16 protein-coding genes and 1 tRNA gene are annotated in these 18254 nt (G+C 65.1%); 9 read left to right on the forward strand and 8 right to left on the reverse strand.

All coding sequences use genetic code 11. The features are described 5' to 3' along the window. Positions 1–61: 61 nt before the first annotated feature. The gene (locus ACFC4D_RS37405) at positions 62–2401 is read right to left on the reverse strand and encodes an MMPL family transporter (protein ID WP_376070565.1); all 2340 of its coding nucleotides are present in this window, start codon (positions 2399–2401) and stop codon (positions 62–64) included. A gap of 227 nt (positions 2402–2628) precedes the next feature. Between ACFC4D_RS37405 and ACFC4D_RS37410 the strand changes: the two genes are divergently transcribed. The 6 genes from ACFC4D_RS37410 to ACFC4D_RS37435 all read left to right on the forward strand — a co-directional run bounded on the left by ACFC4D_RS37410 (position 2629) and on the right by ACFC4D_RS37435 (position 9208). Beyond that, a complete protein-coding gene (locus ACFC4D_RS37410) occupies positions 2629–3225 on the forward strand; it encodes a TetR/AcrR family transcriptional regulator (protein WP_364637256.1) in 597 nt (198 codons plus the stop codon). A gap of 38 nt (positions 3226–3263) precedes the next feature. Continuing rightward, positions 3264–3779, forward strand: coding sequence for an RrF2 family transcriptional regulator (locus tag ACFC4D_RS37415; RefSeq protein ID WP_375961953.1), 516 nt, complete (start codon positions 3264–3266; stop codon positions 3777–3779). A gap of 86 nt (positions 3780–3865) precedes the next feature. Beyond that, entirely contained in the window at positions 3866–5599 is a 1734-nt protein-coding gene (locus tag ACFC4D_RS37420) for an ABC transporter ATP-binding protein (protein WP_375961955.1), read from the forward strand. Then, a complete protein-coding gene (locus ACFC4D_RS37425; RefSeq protein WP_364637262.1) occupies positions 5596–7560 on the forward strand; it encodes an ABC transporter ATP-binding protein in 1965 nt (654 codons plus the stop codon). Before ACFC4D_RS37420 ends, ACFC4D_RS37425 begins: the two co-directional genes overlap by 4 nt. A gap of 42 nt (positions 7561–7602) precedes the next feature. Then, positions 7603–8850 (forward strand): tRNA guanosine(34) transglycosylase Tgt, encoded by a 1248-nt coding sequence (tgt, locus tag ACFC4D_RS37430; RefSeq protein ID WP_364637264.1) that lies wholly within the window; start codon positions 7603–7605, stop codon positions 8848–8850. Between the two features lie 109 nt (positions 8851–8959). Beyond that, a complete protein-coding gene (locus ACFC4D_RS37435) occupies positions 8960–9208 on the forward strand; it encodes a hypothetical protein (protein WP_375961959.1) in 249 nt (82 codons plus the stop codon). On the opposite strand, the gene ACFC4D_RS37440 is transcribed toward ACFC4D_RS37435, so the two are convergent. Further along, the gene (locus ACFC4D_RS37440; protein WP_364637268.1) at positions 9199–9969 is read right to left on the reverse strand and encodes a queuosine precursor transporter; all 771 of its coding nucleotides are present in this window, start codon (positions 9967–9969) and stop codon (positions 9199–9201) included. The genes ACFC4D_RS37435 and ACFC4D_RS37440 overlap by 10 nt on opposite strands. A gap of 62 nt (positions 9970–10031) precedes the next feature. Between ACFC4D_RS37440 and ACFC4D_RS37445 the strand changes: the two genes are divergently transcribed. Then, positions 10032–10748: a DUF4190 domain-containing protein gene (locus tag ACFC4D_RS37445; RefSeq protein ID WP_376070568.1), complete on the forward strand. Its 717-nt coding sequence runs from the start codon at positions 10032–10034 to the stop codon at positions 10746–10748. Between the two features lie 75 nt (positions 10749–10823). Here the strand turns inward: ACFC4D_RS37445 and ACFC4D_RS37450 are convergent, their stop codons facing one another. From ACFC4D_RS37450 to ACFC4D_RS37460, 3 genes are all read right to left on the reverse strand, one after another. Next, positions 10824–11591 carry an RDD family protein gene (locus ACFC4D_RS37450; protein WP_364637272.1) on the reverse strand — a complete coding sequence of 256 codons (768 nt, stop codon included), beginning with the start codon at positions 11589–11591 and terminating at the stop codon, positions 10824–10826. Positions 11592–11643: 52 nt separating this feature from the next. Further along, positions 11644–12558, reverse strand: coding sequence for a tRNA glutamyl-Q(34) synthetase GluQRS (gluQRS, locus tag ACFC4D_RS37455; RefSeq protein WP_376070571.1), 915 nt, complete (start codon positions 12556–12558; stop codon positions 11644–11646). Between the two features lie 133 nt (positions 12559–12691). Then, entirely contained in the window at positions 12692–13186 is a 495-nt protein-coding gene (locus tag ACFC4D_RS37460; RefSeq protein ID WP_375963819.1) for a DUF309 domain-containing protein, read from the reverse strand. A gap of 392 nt (positions 13187–13578) precedes the next feature. Here ACFC4D_RS37460 and ACFC4D_RS37465 point away from each other — a divergent pair, with 392 nt between their 5' ends. After that, a complete protein-coding gene (locus ACFC4D_RS37465; protein WP_364637276.1) occupies positions 13579–13788 on the forward strand; it encodes a DUF397 domain-containing protein in 210 nt (69 codons plus the stop codon). A 100-nt stretch (positions 13789–13888) separates the two neighbouring features. Here the strand turns inward: ACFC4D_RS37465 and ACFC4D_RS37470 are convergent, their stop codons facing one another. Next, positions 13889–15520 carry a cytochrome bc complex cytochrome b subunit gene (locus ACFC4D_RS37470; protein WP_376070573.1) on the reverse strand — a complete coding sequence of 544 codons (1632 nt, stop codon included), beginning with the start codon at positions 15518–15520 and terminating at the stop codon, positions 13889–13891. 97 nt (positions 15521–15617) lie between these two features. Between ACFC4D_RS37470 and ACFC4D_RS37475 the strand changes: the two genes are divergently transcribed. Then, positions 15618–17003, forward strand: coding sequence for a wax ester/triacylglycerol synthase domain-containing protein (locus ACFC4D_RS37475; protein WP_376070576.1), 1386 nt, complete (start codon positions 15618–15620; stop codon positions 17001–17003). Positions 17004–17045: 42 nt separating this feature from the next. Here the strand turns inward: ACFC4D_RS37475 and ACFC4D_RS37480 are convergent. Together ACFC4D_RS37480 and ACFC4D_RS37485 are read right to left on the reverse strand one after the other, a co-directional pair. After that, a tRNA-Ser gene (locus ACFC4D_RS37480) sits at positions 17046–17130 on the reverse strand. A 74-nt stretch (positions 17131–17204) separates the two neighbouring features. Then, a complete protein-coding gene (locus ACFC4D_RS37485) occupies positions 17205–18209 on the reverse strand; it encodes a hypothetical protein (protein ID WP_376070579.1) in 1005 nt (334 codons plus the stop codon). Between the last annotated feature and the right edge of the window lie 45 nt (positions 18210–18254).

Below are 18254 nucleotides of genomic sequence, written 5' to 3' on the forward strand. Positions count from 1 at the left end.
AACGACTCGGCCCCGCACCTGAATCCAGATGCGGGGCCGAGACTTTCGAGCTATCGGGGGATCAGACCCCGGCCGGTTCCTTATCCATCGACACCGGAGCCGACGACTCCTTGAGCGCCGCCAGCTTGGCGCCCTCGACATCGATATCGGGCAGGATGCGATCCAGCCACTTCGGAATCCACCACGCCCACTTGCCCATCAGCACCAGCAGCGACGGGATGAGCACCATGCGGACCACGAAGGCGTCCAGCAGCACGCCCGCCGCCATGGCGAAGCCCATGGACTTGGCCACCACGTTCGGTTCCAGCATGAAGGCGCTGAACACCGAGATCATGATGATGGCCGCGGAGGTCACCACGCGCGCGCCGTGGTGGTAGCCGCTGATCATGGCTTCCTTGGCGGACTTGCCGTGCACGTATTCCTCGCGCATGCGGGTCACCAGGAACACCTGGTAGTCCATCGCGAGACCGAATACCAAGCCGATCAACATGATCGGCAGGAATGACACCAGCGGATGCGCCTCGACCAGGTTGAACTTGCCCTCCTGGAAGATGAGCACCGTCGCGCCGAAGGTGGCCGCCATGGACAGCAGGAAGCCGAGCGCGGCGGTGAGCGGCACCAGGATCGAGCGGAACACCAGGATCAGCAGCAGGAATGCCGCACCCGCCACGATGGCCAGGTAGGGCACGATCTTGCTGAGCAGACCCGCCGACACATCCGCGTAAATCGCTGTGGTGCCGGTGATTCCGTACTCCATGCCGTACTTGTCGTTGAACTTCGACTCGGCATTGCGGGCGTCCTTGACCAGATCCTTGGTGACCTTGTCATTCGGCCCGGCCTTGGGGACGACGGTGAACAGGGCGGCTTCGCCGTCCTTGCTCGTCTGGGCGTGCGTCAGGTATTCCACACCCTGGTACGGACCCTTGGGGCCGAGTTGAGCGCGCAGCTCGTCCAGGGCCTCGGTGCGCTGATCGGCGGGGGTCTTGCTCATATCCACGGCGATCATGAGGGTGCCGTTCGCGCCCTCGCCGAATCCGGCGGTCTGCAGGTCGTACGCCTTGCGCAGCGTCGAATCCTTCGGCATGGAGTCGCCGCCGGGCAGGCCGAGCTGCATATTGAGCGCGGGCGCGGCCAGCAGGCCGAGCAGCACCACCGAGACCGCCAGCGTCAGAGCCGGCGCCTTGCCGATGAATCGGGCGAAGCGCTGTCCGTTGGTGACGGAGTTCTCGTCCTCGGGATCGTGCCGGGCGACCAGCGGCAGCTTCGGCTTGAACAGGAAGCGGCCGAACGCGCCCATCAGCGCGGGCATCAGGGTGACCGCCACGAGCACCGCCATGAAGGCCGCGACCGCGCCGAAGATACCCATGTAGGTCAGGAAGCTGACACCGACGAACGCCAGGCCCGCCAGCGCGATGATGACCGTCAGACCGGCGAAGATGACCGCGGATCCGGCGGTGCCGACCGCGGTGCCCGCGGCTTCCTCCGGCGAATTCGATACGGCCAGTTCATGTTTGTACCTGGACACGATGAACATGGCGTAGTCGATGGACAGCGCCAGGCCGATCATGGACGCCAGGATCGGGGTGAAGGTCGGCACCGTGAGCCAGTGCGTGCCGAACATGATGATGGAGATGGCGGTGCCCACGCCGACGAGCGCGGTGAGGATCGGCACGAAGGCCGCGACGACCGCGCCGAAGCCGATCATCATGACCACCAGCGCGACCGCGATGCCGATCATCTCGGAGGTGCCCTGTGAGCCGCCCTGTTCCTGTGCGATGGAACCGGTCAGTTCGATGGTGAGGCCGTTGGCGCGCGCCTCGTCACCGATGTCGTACGCCTTCTTCTGGTCATCCTTGGTGATGTCCGAGAACTTGGCGATGTCGTACTTGGCCTTGACGGTCGCGACCGAGTCGGCGGTGCCGTCCTTGCCGAGCACGTTCAGCGGTGCGGCCGAGCAGATGCCGGTGAAGTCCGCCGAATTACGATCGCCGGTGAGGCAGTCGATCTTGGCGGATTCGCCGATCTTCTTGGTGACATCGATCGGGTTCATCGCCGGAACGGCCTTGTCGACGATGTCGAGCCCGTTCAGCTTGTCGACGAACGCCTGCAGCTGCGCCGCGTTCTTCGGATCGGTGAGCTTCTCACCGGCGGGCGCGCCGATTACATAGGTGCCGGTGACCGCATCGGGGTCGAAGTCGGCCGAGGCGCCCGGGAAGTGCTTGTCGAGGATTTCGGTGGCCCGCTCCGAGGGGAGGCCGGGCATGCTGAAGCTGTCCTGGAAGGGTTTGGCGAGGGAGCCGCCGACGCCGCCGATGACGATCAGGGCGGCGAGCCAGACTCCGATGACGAGCCATTTCTGGCGGAAGGCGAACTTTCCCCACCTATAGAGGTATACGGACACGAGGGGTTCTCCTGGCGATGGTCTCGGGGCGATGGTTTCATTCGCACTGCACCGTGCGTCGTGAGCGCGTAGACAGCCCTGCCGCGGGAGCGCGCTGTCCGCTCCTCGCCTCCACGTAATTTCTGCCTACCGTGCGGTAGGTAGACTAACCGTTGAGTAAGCGGAGGAACAACCTCGACTTTTCCGACGTTCCTCGCGTCGCGAAAGCCGGTGAGAGGATGATGCGCATGGCGGGTCGTAGCGTGGCGGGAACAGTTGTCGCAGGTAGAAGCACGAAAGACGCGATTCGGGACGCCGCGATTGAGCTATTTACCAGCAAAGGCTTCGAACAGAGCAGCTTACGCGAGGTAGCCGATGCGGTGGGAATCACAAAAGCATCGCTCTACTATCACTATGCCTCGAAAGTGGATCTGCTCATAGCGATTGTCGAGCCGATGGTCGATGACCTACGCGCTCTGGTAGAGGGCCTCGACGCAATTCCGCATTCACCGGAGACCGTGCGCGAAGTACTCGAAGCGCATCTGCGCTCGACGCTCGGCCATCGCACCGCGGGCACCCTGTGTATGCGCGATACCGTCGCAATCCTGAACGCACTCGGTGATCGTTATCCGGACATGATCGAACTCAGTCGCCGCATGTGCGCCTGGCTCGCCGGACCCGGCGCAGATGACGAGACCGTGCTGCGCGCGTACGCCGCCATGCAGGTGCTCGGCGCGGGGCTGATGTCGAAGGACAGCGTCCCCGGGGCCTCGGAGGAACTGATCGGTGGCGTATTACTGGAAGCCGCACTGGGCGTGCTGAATCCACGGTTGGTGGCGCGATAAGGTTTCGTTCACCCGCCGGACGAGATCAGGAGAGCGCAGTGCACATCACCGCGAAGGTCGATTACGCGGTGCGCACCCTCGTGGAAATAGCGAAGGCGCAATCGGATTCGGTGAAAGCCGATGCCATCTCGGCCGCGCAGGATATTCCGCCGAAGGTGCTGGAATCGGTTGTCGCGGATCTGCGGCGCGGCAAATTGGTGACCAGTCGCCGCGGTCCGGACGGTGGTTATCGGCTCGGCCGCCCGGCCGGCGAAATAACCATCGCCGATGTCATTCGCGCCGTCGAAGGGCCCCTCGCGTCGGTGCGCGGACAGCGTCCGGAGGACGTCAGCTACGCCGGAGCGGCCGAACCGCTGCAGCGGGTGTGGATCGGTTTGCGGGTGAATATCCGCTCGGTGCTCGAGCGCGTGACCATCGCCGATATCGCGCACGATCTGCTGCCGTCGTTCCTGGACGAGCTGCTGCACGATCCGGACGCCTGGACCCGCCGCACTCGATCCTCGGAGGGTTCGACCGCCACGCAATGGCAGGATCTGGACCGCCCGGACATCTGAATCCCGCAGGTCATCCGGGGATTCACCGGCAAGCTGGGAAAACGTCGCGCCGAGGCTCCCACTATGGCGGTAGCCTGCCAAGCATCATGTTGATTCGACTACTCCGCACCTTCTTGGCGCCCTACCGCAAGCAGTTGGCGGGGGTCGTCGTACTGCAATTGATATCGGTCATCGCCATGCTCTATCTGCCGAGCCTGAACGCCGACATCATCGACAAAGGCGTCACCAAAGGCGATATCGGCTATATCTGGAGCACCGGCCTGATGATGCTCGCCGTCACCGGCGTGCAGATCATCGCCCAGGGCATCTCGGTCTATCTGGGCGCACAGGCCGCCATGGGCGCGGGCCGCGATATGCGCGCGGGCCTGCTGCACCGGGTCGGCACCTTCTCCGCCCGCGAGGTCGGCGTCTTCGGGGCGCCCTCGCTGATCACCCGCAATACCAATGACGTGCAGCAGGTACAGCTGCTCGTGCTGATGAGCGCGACCATCCTGGTGATGGCCCCGATCATGTGCGTGGGCGGCATCATCATGGCGCTGCGGCAGAGTCTGGGCCTGTCCTGGCTGCTGCTCATCGCGGTGCCCGCGCTCGGCCTGGCCATGGCCCTGATCATCGCCCGTATGGTGCCCGGCTTCCGGCGCATGCAGGAACGCATCGACGCGGTGAATCGCGTTCTGCGCGAACAGATCACGGGTATCCGCGTGGTGCGCGCCTTCGTGCGCGAACGGCAGGAGGCGTGGCGTTTCGGTGTCGCCAATACCGAGCTCACCGAACAGTCGCTGTATGTCGGCCGCTATATGGCGCTGATGTTCCCGCTGGTCATGCTGATCTCGAATGTCACCGCCGTCGGCGTGATCTGGTTCGGCGGGCACAGTGTCGACAACGGCACCATGCAGATCGGCTCGCTCACCGCGATGCTGTCCTACATCATGCAGATCCTGACCGCGGTCATGATGGCCTCGTTCCTGGCCATGATGGCCCCGCGCGCGGCGGTCTCGGCCGAACGCATCGCCGGGGTGCTGGACACCGAATCCTCGGTGACCGAACCGCGGCTGCCGCAGGACTTCAAGGAAGATCCGGCGATCGTGGATTTCCAGTTCGCCGAATTCAAGTTCCCGGGCGCGGAAAAGCCTGTGCTGCGGGCGATTCGGTTCCGCGCCGAACCCGGCACCACCACGGCCATCGTGGGTGCGACCGGTGCCGGTAAGACCACGCTGGTGAATCTGATCCCGCGGCTCATCGATGTCACCGACGGCGCGCTCTACGTGGGCGGCACCGATGTGCGGCATATCGAATTGGAGCGGTTGCGCAATCAGATCGGCCTGGTGCCGCAGAAGGCGTATCTGTTCTCCGGCACCGTCGGCTCGAATCTGCGCTACGGCAAACCGGACGCCACCGATGCCGAACTGTGGCACGCGCTGGAGATCGCGCAGGCCGCGGACTTCGTGCGGGATATGCCGCAGGGGCTGGAAACCCCTGTCGCACAGGGCGGTACGACCGTCTCGGGTGGTCAGCGCCAGCGTTTGGCCATCGCCCGCGCCCTGGTGCGCAGGCCGCGCGTCTACCTCTTCGACGATTGCTTCTCCGCGCTCGACGTCGCCACCGATGTGCGGGTGCGCGACGCCTTGCGCCCCGAGACCGCCGATGCGTCGGTGATCATTGTGGCGCAACGCATTTCGACCATCCGGGATGCCGATCAGATCGTGGTGCTGGAGGACGGCGCCATGGCGGGCATCGGCACGCACGACCAATTGCTGCGCGACTGCAAGGAATACAGGGAGATCGTGGAGTCCCAGTTCAGCGCGGAGGAGGTCCGATGAGGCCCGGAGCACCGAATCCCGGCGCGCCGGATACCAAGGCCAAATCCTTCGGCCCCTCGCTCAAGCGGCTGATGCGCCGCCTCGCGCCCGAACGTTTCTATCTCACAGTCGTTTTGGTGCTCGCCATCGGTTCGGTGGTGCTCAATACGCTGGGCCCGCAGATTCTCGGCAAGGCCACCAACCTCATCTTCGACGGTGTGGTCGGCAAACAGCTCGGGCAGAGCCTGCCGCCGGGCACCAGCAAGGATCAGGCCGTCGAGGCGCTGCGCCAGGGCGGTGACAAGACCTTCGCGGACATGCTCGCCAGCATGGACGTGATTCCCGGTGTGGGCGTGGACTTCACGGCTGTCGGACATGTGCTGGCACTGGTGCTGGCGCTGTACGTCGGTTCCTCGGTATTCGGCTGGTTGCAGGCGTACCTGCTCAATGTGGTGATCAACCGGACCGTCAAGCGCCTGCGCGGGGAGATCGAGGAGAAGATCCACCGCCTGCCGCTGAGCTACTTCGACTCCATGCCGCGCGGCGATGTGCTCTCCCGCGTCACCAATGACGTCGACAATGTGGCGCAGACGCTGAATCAGACCATGAGCCAGCTGCTCATCTCGGTGCTGTCGGTGATCGGCATCCTGGGCATGATGTTCTGGATCTCCTGGCTGCTGGCGCTGATCGCGCTGCTCACCGTGCCGCTGGCGGTCATCGTCACCGCGCAGATCGCCAAGCGCTCGAAGCCGCATTTCGTGGATCAGTGGAAGCTGACCGGCCAGGCCAACGCCCAGGTCGAAGAGGCCTTCACCGGGCACGAGGTGGTGAGCGCGTTCGGCCGCGTGCGAGAGGTCGGCGAGCGCTTCGACGACACCAACGACAAGCTGTACAACGCCTCGTTCCAGTCGCAGTTCATCTCCGGGCTGATCATGCCCGCGATCATGTTCCTCGGGAACCTGAACTATGTGCTGATCGCGGTGGTCGGCGGTCTGCGGGTGGCCTCGGGTCAGCTGTCCCTCGGTGAGGTGCAGGCGTTCATCCAGTACTCGCGAGGATTCACCCAGCCGCTCACCCAGATCGGCTCGATGATCAACATGCTGCAATCCGGAGTCGCTTCCGCGGAGCGCATTTTCGAGATCCTGGACACCGCCGAGCAGGTGCCCGATCCCGAGATCGAGGATTCGCGGCCGGTGGATCGCGGGCGCGTCGCATTCGAGAACGTGTCCTTCCGGTACGAGCCGGAGACCCCGATCATCGAGGAACTCTCGCTGGTCGCCGAGCCCGGGCACGTGGTGGCGATCGTCGGGCCGACCGGTGCGGGCAAGACCACGCTGGTGAATCTGCTCATGCGGTTCTACGAGGTGGATTCGGGCGCCATCACCATCGACGATGTGGATATCACCCGAATCACACGGGACCACCTGCGTTCTCGCATCGGCATGGTGCTGCAGGACACCTGGCTGTTCGGCGGGACCATCAAGGAGAACATCGCGTACGGCAATCCGAACGCATCCGAGGACGAGATCCTCGCGGCGGCGCGGGCGGCGTATGTGGATCGTTTCGTGCACGCGCTGCCGCACGGCTACGAGACCATGATCGATGAGGAGGGCTCCGGCGTCAGCGCCGGTGAGAAGCAGCTCATCACCATCGCGCGCGCGTTCCTGGCCAAGCCGTCGATCCTCATCCTGGACGAGGCCACCAGTTCGGTCGACACCCGCACCGAATTGCTGGTGCAGCACGCCATGGCGGCGCTGCGCCGCGATCGCACCAGTTTCGTTATCGCACACCGGCTTTCGACAATCCGCGATGCCGATCTGATCGTCGTCATGGAGAAGGGCCGGATCGTCGAGACCGGCACGCACGATCGCCTGCTCGCCGAACGCGGCGCGTACTTCCGCCTCTACCAGGCGCAATTCGCCGCCCCGATCGACGAGGACGAGGAACCCGAGGCGATCGAACTCTCGAAGTCGAGCAGCTAGACCGCATGGGATGCGCGGGCACCCGCCTGGGAGGATGGGCGGGTGTCTGCATCCGAATTCTCGTTCAAGGTCGGTACCCGTCTGGAAGGTCAGCACGGCCGATCCGGGCTGATCAGCACCCCGCACGGGGATATCGCCACGCCCGCGTTCATCCCGGTCGGGACGAAGGCGACCGTGAAAGCGGTGCTGCCCGAGACCATGAAGGAAATCGGTTCGCAGGCGCTGCTGGCCAACGCCTACCACCTGTATCTACAGCCGGGCTCGGACATCGTGGACGAGGCGGGCGGGCTGTCGAAGTTCATGAACTGGCCCGGCCCCACCTTCACCGACAGCGGCGGCTTCCAGGTCATGTCGCTGGGCGTCGGTTTCAAGAAGGTGCTGGCGATGGAATCGGTCGGCGTGCAGAACGACGATGTGATCGCCAAGGGCAAGGAACGCCTCGCGCACGTCGACGATGACGGCGTCACCTTCCGCTCACACCTGGACGGTTCCCGGCATCGCTTCACGCCCGAGGTGTCCATGGGCATTCAGCATCAGCTCGGCGCGGACATCATGTTCGCCTTCGACGAGCTCACCACGCTCATGAATACCCGTGGCTACCAGGAGGAATCGCTGGAGCGCACCCGCCGCTGGGCGCAGCGCTGCCTGGACGAACACGAACGCCTCACCGACGCGCGCACCCATCGCCCGTATCAGGCGCTGTTCGGCGTCATCCAGGGCGCGCAGTATGAAGACCTGCGCCGCAAGGCTTCTCGCGATCTGGAGGCGTTGCGCGGCGCCGCCGGAACGGAATTCGACGGTTACGGCATCGGTGGCGCGCTGGAGAAGCACAATCTGGGCACCATCGTCGGCTGGTGCTGTGATGAGCTGCCCGAGCACAAGCCGCGCCATATGCTCGGCATCAGTGAGCCGGAGGATGTGTTCGTCGCGGTCGAGAACGGCGCGGACACCTTCGACTGCGTGAATCCGTCCCGGGTGGCCCGCAATGCCGCCATCTATGTGGACAAGGGCCGGTTCAATATCGACACCGCCCGGTTCCGCCGCGATTTCACCCCCATCGACGAGACCTGCGACTGCTACACCTGCGCCAACTACACCCGCGCCTACCTGCATCATCTGTTCAAGGCCAAGGAGATCCTGGCCTCCACGCTGTGCACGATCCACAACGAGCGCTTCACCATTCGCCTGGTGGACCGCATTCGCGAGAGCATCGACGGCGGCTACTTCGCCGACTACAAGACCGAGTTCATGGGTCAGTGGCGGGGCCGGATCAAGGCTCCCGAGCTGTAACCCGCACCGGATCAGTGAGCCTGGCTAATCGATCCATGCACAGATAGCCATTGTTCCGCGTACCCCGTACGCGCGACGATCATCTCGACGCCGAGATGAGGAGGCAGGGATGCCGGGACTGACAATGATCGAGGCGAACGGATCGACCGCGGCGCGCGCGGTATTGCGGGTGAGCGCGGTGCTGGGATTCAAGGCGGCGCTGGTGCGCACGCACGGCGAGGTCACCGATGGGCACCTCGAATTCGCGCGGATCTGCGGGTTGTCCGATGCCGAGATCATCGATATGGCAAGGGAATACGCGCGTTTGCGCGATCGCCGCGACGCACGCGGCGATCGCGCCGTGGCCGCCTACTCGTAGAGCGCCGAGCGCTCGCGCGGGCGGTAGCTGGTCTCGCGCTTCTTCAGGAAGGCGATGCAGCGGTAGCTGATGGGCAGGATCATGGCCTCCACCAGGGTCTTCCAGATGAACCCGACCAGCACGTAGTTGATGAAGTCGGGCCAGGTGTGGATGCCGATGGCGGTGGCGGCGATGGAGCAGAACACCAGGGTGTCGCCGAATTCACCGGCCACGGTGGAGCCGAGCAGACGCGCCCAGAGATGCTTCTCCTTGGTGCGCTCCTTGATCATCACCAGGGTGACCGAGTTCAGGAACTGGCCGACGAAGTATCCGGCGAGTCCGGCGAGCACCAATTGCGGTGTGGTGCCCAGGACATTGCGGAACGAGTCCTGGTTCTCGTAGAAGTCCGCCGCGGGCAGGCCGATGGCGATCCAGAAGGTGCCGACCATGAGCAGCAGCATTCCGAAGCCGTAGTAGACGGCGCGGCGGGTGGCCTTGAAGCCGTAGACCTCGCTGAGGATGTCACCGATCACATAGGCGATCGGGAAGAGGAAGAACGCGCCGTCGGTATTGATCGGCAGCAGTTGGATCGGGCCGAGCGAGGCATGCTTGTCGGCGAAGAATTGCACGCCCTTGGTGGCGCAGATATTGGAGATCAGCAGGACCGCGGTGAAGACCACGACCACCTGCGTGTAGTAGCCCCCCGCGGCCGAGGCGAATGCTGCGTGCTCGGGCGCGGGGTGTCCAGATCGGTCCGAATCGACCGTTTTCGTATCGCTCACCCGAGCAGTATCCCCGCTGCGATCGATGGTTATGGGCTGGTGGGGTGGCATAGGCTGAAGCAATGACGCAATCCGGGGATTCCGACGAGTGGTGGAAGCAGTACGGGGGTGAGAGCGCGCCCGCCGACGCGGGGGCGCAGCAACCGCCACCGCCTCCGGCCGGATACTCGTCCGCACCGAATCTGCACAAGCCCGCGGACGCCAGCCCGCAGCCCCTGCAGTATCCGAATTATCCACCGCCGCAGGCGAATCCGTCCGGCGGCTATGCGCAGCCCAACTCCGGGGGTTATGCACAACCCAACTCGGGCGGGTACGCGCAACCGAACTCGGGCGGTTTCGCACAGCCCAACTCCGGGGGTTACGCACAGCCCAACTCCGGTGGTTTCGCACAGCCGAATTCGGGTGGGTTCCAGCAGCCCGGGTCGGGCGGTTTCGCGCAGCCCGCGCCGGGTGCCTATCCGCCCGCCGCGCCCTACGGCCAGCCGCAGGGGTATCAGCCGTACGGCTTTCAGCCCGCCGGTCTGGGTACCAACGGCATGGCCATCGCCTCGCTGATCGTCTCGGTGCTGGGCCTGTCCACGCTGTTCTTCTGCTTCCTGCCGATCGGTTCGCTGGTCGGCCTGATTCTCGGCGTGATCGCGCTGAATCAGGTGAAGAGTTCCGGTCAGGACGGCCGCGGTCTCGCGCAGGGCGGTATCTGGGTCGGCGCTGCGGGGCTGGCCCTGGGCATCGTGCTGTGGCTGATCATCGGCGCGGCGTTCATCGGAGCCGGTTCCTAGTTCGGCCGAAAACGATTGCGGGGCGCATCCATTCGATGGATGCGCCCCGCTTCACCGAGCCGCTGTCGGCTGCTGTCAGCCCTTGACGACCTGGGTGCCGCCGGCGAACTTGTCGTGCCAGCCCTGCTTGTTCGGATCCTGCTCGATGGTGACCGCGATGTAGATCTGCGCACCGATGCTGACCAGCCAGCCCAGGCACGGGATCAGCTGCACGAGCACGAACAGGTTGCGCTTGGCCGAGGTGGCCGGATCCACATTGCCGCCGCCGGGGGCGAGCACCTTGAGGCCGAGGATCTTCTTGCCGAGGGTCGCGCCCTGCGAGGTCTCCATCAGCACGAAGTAACCGAACAGCAGAACCGGGACCAGCACCTCCCAGGCCCAGCCGAGCTTGCCCGGCAGTACCGCGTAGATGATGCCGGCCGGAATGCCGACGATCAGGCTGTCGATGATGCGCGCCGCGAGGCGCAGCCACAGATCACCGGGCTGTGCGCCGCCACCGAAACCCGGTGCGTTGTAACCCGGCTGGCCGCCGTAAGGCTGGTACGGCTGCTGACCGCCGTAACCCGGCTGCTGGCCGTAGGCCGGAGGCTGCTGGCCGTAGCCGTCGGCCGGCTGCTGGCCGTAACCGGGCTGCTGGCCGTAGGCCGGAGGCTGCTGCTGACCGTACGGATCCGACGGCGGCTGCTGCCCGTAAGGCTGCTGCGGCTGCTGACCGTAGGGATCGGACTGCCCATAGGGCTGTTGGGGTTGTTGACCGTAAGGCTGGCCCTGCGGGTACGGCTGCTGCCCGTACGGCTGGCCGCCCTGCGGATACTGGTTGGGGTCGTACCCACCGCTCGTCATTGTTCTCGCCGTCCTCGTCGAATTCGTTCGGGATCTGGGTCGGTTGCGTACGTTACGGACCTGACCAGGGTTGCAACAACCCGTTAGGGTCGAGTCGCCATGGTTCTTTCGGCAGGGTGTCCGGCCGGAATCCGGTGAGTAACTGCGAGGTTGTGGTTGCGTTCGGATAGCCCAGCGAGGCCGCGAGCACGCCCCGGACCTGCGCCGGAGATTCACCGAGCGCGATTCGATCGTGCAGGGTGACCGCGCCGTCGCGTTTGGCCAGCCGCTGTCCCTCGGTATTGAGAACCAGTGGCACATGGGCGTATTGCGGGATCGGCAGCCCCAGCAGCGTCGCGAGGTACACCTGCCGCGGTGTGGAGGGCAGCAGGTCGTCGCCGCGCACCACCTGGTCGATGCCCTGTGCGGCATCGTCGACCACGACGGCGAGGTTGTAGGCCGGGCTGCCGTCGCCGCGGCGCAGCACCAGATCATCGATAGCGCCGCGATAACTGCCGAGCAGTTCGTCGGTGATCTCCAGCTCGGTGATGTCCGCGCGCAGGCGCAAGGCCGCTGGTCGGCCCGCCGCACGCCGTTGTGCGCGTTCGTTTTCGGTGAGATCGCGACAGGTGCCGGGATACGCGCCCAGGGGTCCGTGCGGTGCGGTGACGGCCTGCTGTATTTCCTTGCGGGTGCAGAAGCATTCGTAGGTGCGCCCGGCGGCGGTCAGGCGCGCGATGGCGTCCTCGTACAGCGGCAGGCGTTCGGATTGGCGGACCACCGGATCGTCCCAGTCCAGTCCGATGGCGGCGAGGTCGGCCAGTTGGCGTTCGGCCGCACCGGCTTTCACCCGATCCAGATCCTCGAGGCGGATCAGGAAGCCGCGTCCGGTGGAGCGGGCGAACAACCAGGCGAGCAGGGCGGTGCGCAGATTCCCCAGGTGTAGATCACCTGAGGGGCTGGGGGCGAATCGTCCGAATCCGGGCACGGTGGCCAATGCTAGGCGGGTTGCTCGGCGGTGAGTCGCGGCCCCGGCCTTCGCAGCCTTCGCTGATCGGCGGTCCTTCGCATGTTTGCGGGTGCACACATCTCGGGTGTGCGGTGGCAGCGGTTTTGCGTATTCAGTGAATCCGCAGCTGCGGGCTCAGATCGGCCTCCGACAACGGCGTTTCCCGGTCCAGCGCGGCGAGCAGGGTGTGCGCGCGGGCGATGAGTCCGGCGGCGTCGATACCGTACGGAGGTGGTCCGAAGGCCGTGAGCCGATGCGCGGCGCGTTCGAGCAGGGTGCGCGCGCCCTTCGAATTTCCACGCTGAATGTGGGTCAGGCCAACGGCGTATTGGGCGAGGCCCTGCCACAGCATCCGCTCGGCGAACGGACCGTTCTTCCAGGCGGCCTCCAGCACCTCGTGTGCGTTGAAGGCCAGACCCTCGTCGAGCAGGCGTTGTGCGAAGTCGAGGGTCTCCTCGGGGGTGAGCTGTAGATCATCGGGAATGCGCGGTACGCCGGTGCTTCCGAAGGGCAGCGGTCGCCCAAATCGGTCACGCGGTCGGGCATTCCGGGCACGCCCCTCATCGTCGCGGTCTCGTCCGGTCTCGTCCTGCGGCTGTTCGCCCATGCGGTCCATGATCCCCGATGCCGTGATGACCAGCGCGGTGTGCGATAGCGGAAAGGTGCGCAAATGCGCCGACAACTTAATTGCGGCCTTCACAATTCGTGCGCTCGAAGTACGGCTATTTCCGGGCAAATAATTAGCTGGTTAACCTTGCCCTAAATTTGCTGATTGAAAACGAAAGAATGCGATCTCCTTATGACGAACCCTGCTAGTGTTTAGCGCGGGAACGGCCATCGGGGGTGCATTCCCATCGTGAAGTGCAGAGAGCAGGTTGTACGGAGAGGTTGCGTGCAACTCGCGGCGTACGCAGGATCCGCTGTAAAAGCCGGATTCCGGCGTCACCAAGATCGATGCCAGCAAGATCTCGTGCTTGACGCAGCAAAGGAGCTAGTACAGTGAATGTGGATTTCACAGGCGCCGTATGGCGCAAGAGCAAACATAGCGGCCCCAACGGTAACTGTGTAGAGGTCGCTTTTTCCGAAGACGGCAATGTCGGCGTGCGTGACAGCAAGCAGCACGGCAATGGCCCCGTCTTGGCGTTCACCCCGGGTGAGTGGGATGCGTTCGTAGCGGGCGTATCCGATGGGGAGTTCAAGCGGGCCTGAGCGGTCGGCAGAACCGAGATAGCAGGGCCCCGAGTCGAATTGGACTCGGGGCTTTTCGCGTCAGTGCCTGCTTCGGTGCGTCAGCGCCTGATTCGGTGAGTCAGTGCCCGTTGCCGTTGCCGTTGCCGTTGCCGTTGTCCTGCGCGCGCCGCAGCACGGCCAGCTGCGTGTGCTCGGCCTCGCGTTCGACCTCGGCATTGCTGTCCCGCTCGGCGGGTGGATCGGCGCGGAAGAAACTCCCGGTGCCCGGCCGTCCGGCCGCCCCGAGTTCGTTCATCTTCCGGGGCACCTTCGCGCCCTGATATTCCAGCGGAACCGGATGCCCGTGTGCGTCCACGGGTCCGAGCGGCTGATGCACCTCGATGTACTCGCCGTGCGGAAGTCGCCGCACCACACCGGTTTCGATGCCGTGCTCGAGTACCGCGCGATCACCGCGTTGCAGGCCGAGGCAGAGCCGATAGGCCGCGAAGTAGGCCAGCGGCGGTCCGAACAGCAGCGCGATGCGGAATCCCCAGGTGGTCGCGTTCAGCGAGATGTGGAATTGCAGCGCGATGATGTCGTTGACGCAGGCCAGGGTGAGGATGAGATAGAACATCAGGGACATGGCCCCGATTGCCGTGCGCACCGGTACATCTCGCGGCCGCTGCAGCAGATTGTGCCGGGCCACATCGCCGGTGAGCCGTTTTTCGATCCACGGGTAGCCGATGAGCAGGCCGAAGATGATCGGCATGACCAGTCCCACCGAGAACGCGCCGGGCACCATATGTCCGAAGATATGCAGTTCCCAGGCCGGGAACAGGCGCAGGAAGCCGTCGGTCCACATCATGTAGAAGTCCGGCTGGGTGCCCGCGGAAACCTGGGATGGGTTGTAGGGCCCCAGATTCCAGATCGGATTGATCTGCAGTATGCCGCCCATGATGGCGACGACGCCGAGGGTGAAGGCGAAGAACGCGCCCTGGTCGAGGGAGAACACCGGCACGATGCGGGTGCCGATCACATTGCGTTCGGTGCGGCCGGGGCCGGGGTACTGGGTGTGCTTCTGATACCAGACCAGGGCGATGTGAGCGGCGATGAGCGCCAGCATGATTCCGGGTATGAGCAGCACGTGCGCGATGTAGAGCCGCGGAATGATGATGTCGCCCGGAAAGTCGCCGCCGAACATGAGCCATTGCAGCCAGGTGCCGATGATGGGCGCGCCCATGGTGATGCCGGCGAAGGCGGCGCGCAGCCCGGTGCCGGACAGCAGGTCGTCCGGGAGCGAGTAGCCGAAGAAGCCTTCGAACATGGCCAGTATCAACAGGATCGCGCCGATCACCCAGTTCGCCTCGCGCGGTTTGCGGAAGGCGCCGGTGAAGAAGACACGGCACAGGTGCACGATCATGGAGGCGGAGAACAGCAGTGCGGACCAGTGGTGTACCTGCCGGACGAACAGTCCGCCGCGGACGTCGAAGGAGATATCGAGCGCGGATTCGTAGGCGCGCGACATGGTGACGCCGCGCAGTGGTTGAAATGCGCCGTTATAGGTGACCTCGGTCATGGACGGGTCGAAGAACAAGGTCAAATACACGCCGGAGAGCAGCAGAATGATGAAGCTGTACAGCGCTATTTCTCCGAGCAGAAACGACCAGTGCGTCGGAAACACCTTGTTGATGGATCTTTTGAGGAATGACGCGGCCTGATACCGCTCATCCGCCGCATCGGCCTGTTCGGCCAGACGATTACGAGTTGCCATTGCGGTCACCCGCCCCCGAAGAGAATGGTAAGGCTTCTACTACAAACGGTAGCACCCAGAGTCCGTGCCCCGTATGGCCTTTCGCTAGGCTCATCGAGTGAACCTGGCCGGTACCGCCCTGACGCCCCGGGACGCCACCATGTACTGGCTTTCCACCCGCACCCCCAACGACTTGTTCCTGCTCTACGCATTCGCGGAGACGGGGGAGCCGACCGCCCTTCTCCGGCGATCCATCGCGAATCGGGTCACTCGCATTCCGGATTTGCTGGTGCGCGTGCTGGACCCTCCTGCAAACATTGCGTATCCCATTTGGGCGACTTGCGAATTCATCGACGACCAGGTGCTCGAGCATGAACCGCCCGCGTGTGAGTGGCCCGAATTCGGTACCGCGCTCGGCGGCCTGCTCGGCACCGTCCTGGATGCCGCCCACCGCCCCTGGCGTCTGCATCTGTTCCGGAACGTCACCGGCGCTCCGGGTTTCGCCACCGGAGAACCCGCCCTGATCGCCGTACTCCAGCTCTCGCACGCTCTGGCCGACGGCCGCCGCGCCGCCGCCCTGGCCCGCGCCCTGTTCACCGATTCGATCGCCGACACTCCGAAAACCAATGGCTCCCTGTGGAATTCGTTGTCCAGGGCGATCCCGCCGGAATGGTCGGCCACCGCCTCGGCCATCCCGAACTTCCCGATAGCCATGGCGCGCACGGTATTCCGAGGTTTCGCCGCCTACCGAGCCGAACAGCGCCTAGCCGAGCTGACCTCCGCCGGTGCGCTCCCGCCCCCGGCCCCCACCGCCCCGCCGAACCCGCTGAACGGCACCGGCTCCGCCCCCGCGGCCCACACCGCCCGCATGCTCGTGCATCCTGCCGCGGACCTGAAGGTTCCCGGCCACACCGTCACCGTGATCGCCGCGACCGCGATCTCCCTGGCCCTCCAGCGCTACCTGGACTCCCGCGCTGAACCCGCCGATACCCTCCTGGCCCAAATCCCGATGGCGGTTGCCACCGACTCCGGCCCCCGCAACAGCTACCGCGACCTGACGGTCGACCTGTTCATCCGGGAGCCGGATATCTCGCACCGCGCCGCCCGCATCGCCGCCGATCTGGCCCAGCGCCGCCACCGCGCCGAACATCCGCTACAGGAAGCCAGATCCCGCGCCACCGAGGCCATTCCGGCCCCCATCCTGCACCGAGACATCATGGCCTACCCGATAGACGTTCTACCCCAAACGGTTTCGGGCCACACCGTCATCTCCAGCGTTCACCGCGGCCCCGCCGACCTGTCCTTCGCCGCCGGCGGGGTCCGTTTCACCGCGGGTTTCCCGGCCGTCGGCTCGGTGATGCGTCTCACGCACGGCATTCACGGCCTCGGCGACACCGTCACGATTTCCCTGCACGCCGACCCGGCCGGCATCCCCGACCTCGACGCCTATGCCACCCTGTTGAGCGCGGCCTTGGCGGAGGTCGTCGCGACCCAACGGGAATGACGAAGGCCCCCACCGAAACTGGTTCGGTGGGGGCCTCGTGAGCGGAGGATAGGGGATTTGAACCCCTGAGGGCGTTAACCCAACCCGCGTTCCAGGCGAGCGCCATAGGCCACTAGGCGAATCCTCCGTGGAGCAATATACCGGTTGCACCCCTGTCGAAAGCAAATCGCGAGGTTCGGGGGAGCATTCGCCAGGGGGTGGTCAGTTTTTGCGGAGGCCGGTCAGGGCCTTCTGGACCTGGTCCTTGGCGACCTGGGCCACATCGTCCTTGGTGATGGTTTCGCCGCTGCCGCGGTCGACGCTGATCTTGACCTTGACCGAGACATTGCTGTCCTGAGCGGCCACGGTGTAGTCCAGGACGGTGAAGGAGGAGTAGTCGCGGGTTTCGGCGTGCCAGTACGCCTGCGACCCCAGGCCGGTGACATCGCCGGAGGAGCGGCCGCTGCCGGTGGTGCCGGTGTCGTACGACTTCCAGGAGTCGTAATCGGGTTTGCCGTACGCGCTGAGGAAGGTGACATCGAGGGTGATGTCCGCCTCATTGGTGTGGTACTTGCTGGTGCTGGACTGCCCGGAGTAGCCGGCGGTGCAGTTGAGGCGGCCGCCGCTGTAATCGGTGGGCTTGGTCTCCGAATGCGTCGGACTGCCCTTGGAGGTGGTGGACCATTTGGTCAGCACGGTCGGGTCGATCAGGCTGCACGCGTTGCCGACCTTGTCCATGGAGTAGTTGCCGTCCATGGCCTTCTTGTCATTGCCGAGCGTGGTGAGCGGCTTGTCCTTCTGGGTGAGCGCGACCGCCGCGATACCGATGCCGACCAGCACCACGAGTCCGAGCACACCGCCGATGATCCAGCCGGTCTTACCGCCGCCGCCGGACGGCGGCTGGTTGTTGTAGATGGTGTTCATGGGCGGCGGCCCCGGCTGGTACTGCGGCTGGCCGTACCCGCCGACCGGCGGCGCGGCCTGGTATCCGGGCGCGGCCTGATAGTTCGGCACCGCCTGCTGCGCGGGCGCGGACTGATAGTTCGGCGGAAACTGTTGCGGCGGTGCGGCGTACTGGTTTCCGGCGGTGCCGTAGTTGAGCATGGTCGGATCCGCGCCGGTGACCGGCTGCCCCGCATCGGTCCCGGTGGGCGGGGTGGCCCACCACTGCGCGGTCTCCTGATGATTGGCCGGATCCTGCGGCCCACCCGCTCCTGAGCTCGTCACTACTGGTTCCCCTCCGGTACCGAGCGGGGGTCACCCCGCGCTGTC

The sequence above is a fragment of the Nocardia sp. NPDC056000 genome (assembly GCF_042269265.1).
In the GTDB taxonomy this organism is placed as follows: Bacteria; Actinomycetota; Actinomycetes; order Mycobacteriales; family Mycobacteriaceae; genus Nocardia.

Coding starts and splice junctions, on each gene's coding strand:
- ACFC4D_RS37420 (WP_375961955.1), top strand. CDS start 3,866: ATGTTGATTCGACTACTCCGCACCTTCTTGGCGCCCTACCGCAAGCAG.
- ACFC4D_RS37450 (WP_364637272.1), bottom strand. CDS start 11,591: ATGACGAGCGGTGGGTACGACCCCAACCAGTATCCGCAGGGCGGCCAG.
- ACFC4D_RS37410 (WP_364637256.1), top strand. CDS start 2,629: ATGGCGGGTCGTAGCGTGGCGGGAACAGTTGTCGCAGGTAGAAGCACG.
- ACFC4D_RS37470 (WP_376070573.1), bottom strand. CDS start 15,520: ATGGCAACTCGTAATCGTCTGGCCGAACAGGCCGATGCGGCGGATGAG.
- ACFC4D_RS37435 (WP_375961959.1), top strand. CDS start 8,960: ATGCCGGGACTGACAATGATCGAGGCGAACGGATCGACCGCGGCGCGC.
- ACFC4D_RS37425 (WP_364637262.1), top strand. CDS start 5,596: ATGAGGCCCGGAGCACCGAATCCCGGCGCGCCGGATACCAAGGCCAAA.
- ACFC4D_RS37460 (WP_375963819.1), bottom strand. CDS start 13,186: ATGGGCGAACAGCCGCAGGACGAGACCGGACGAGACCGCGACGATGAG.
- ACFC4D_RS37445 (WP_376070568.1), top strand. CDS start 10,032: ATGACGCAATCCGGGGATTCCGACGAGTGGTGGAAGCAGTACGGGGGT.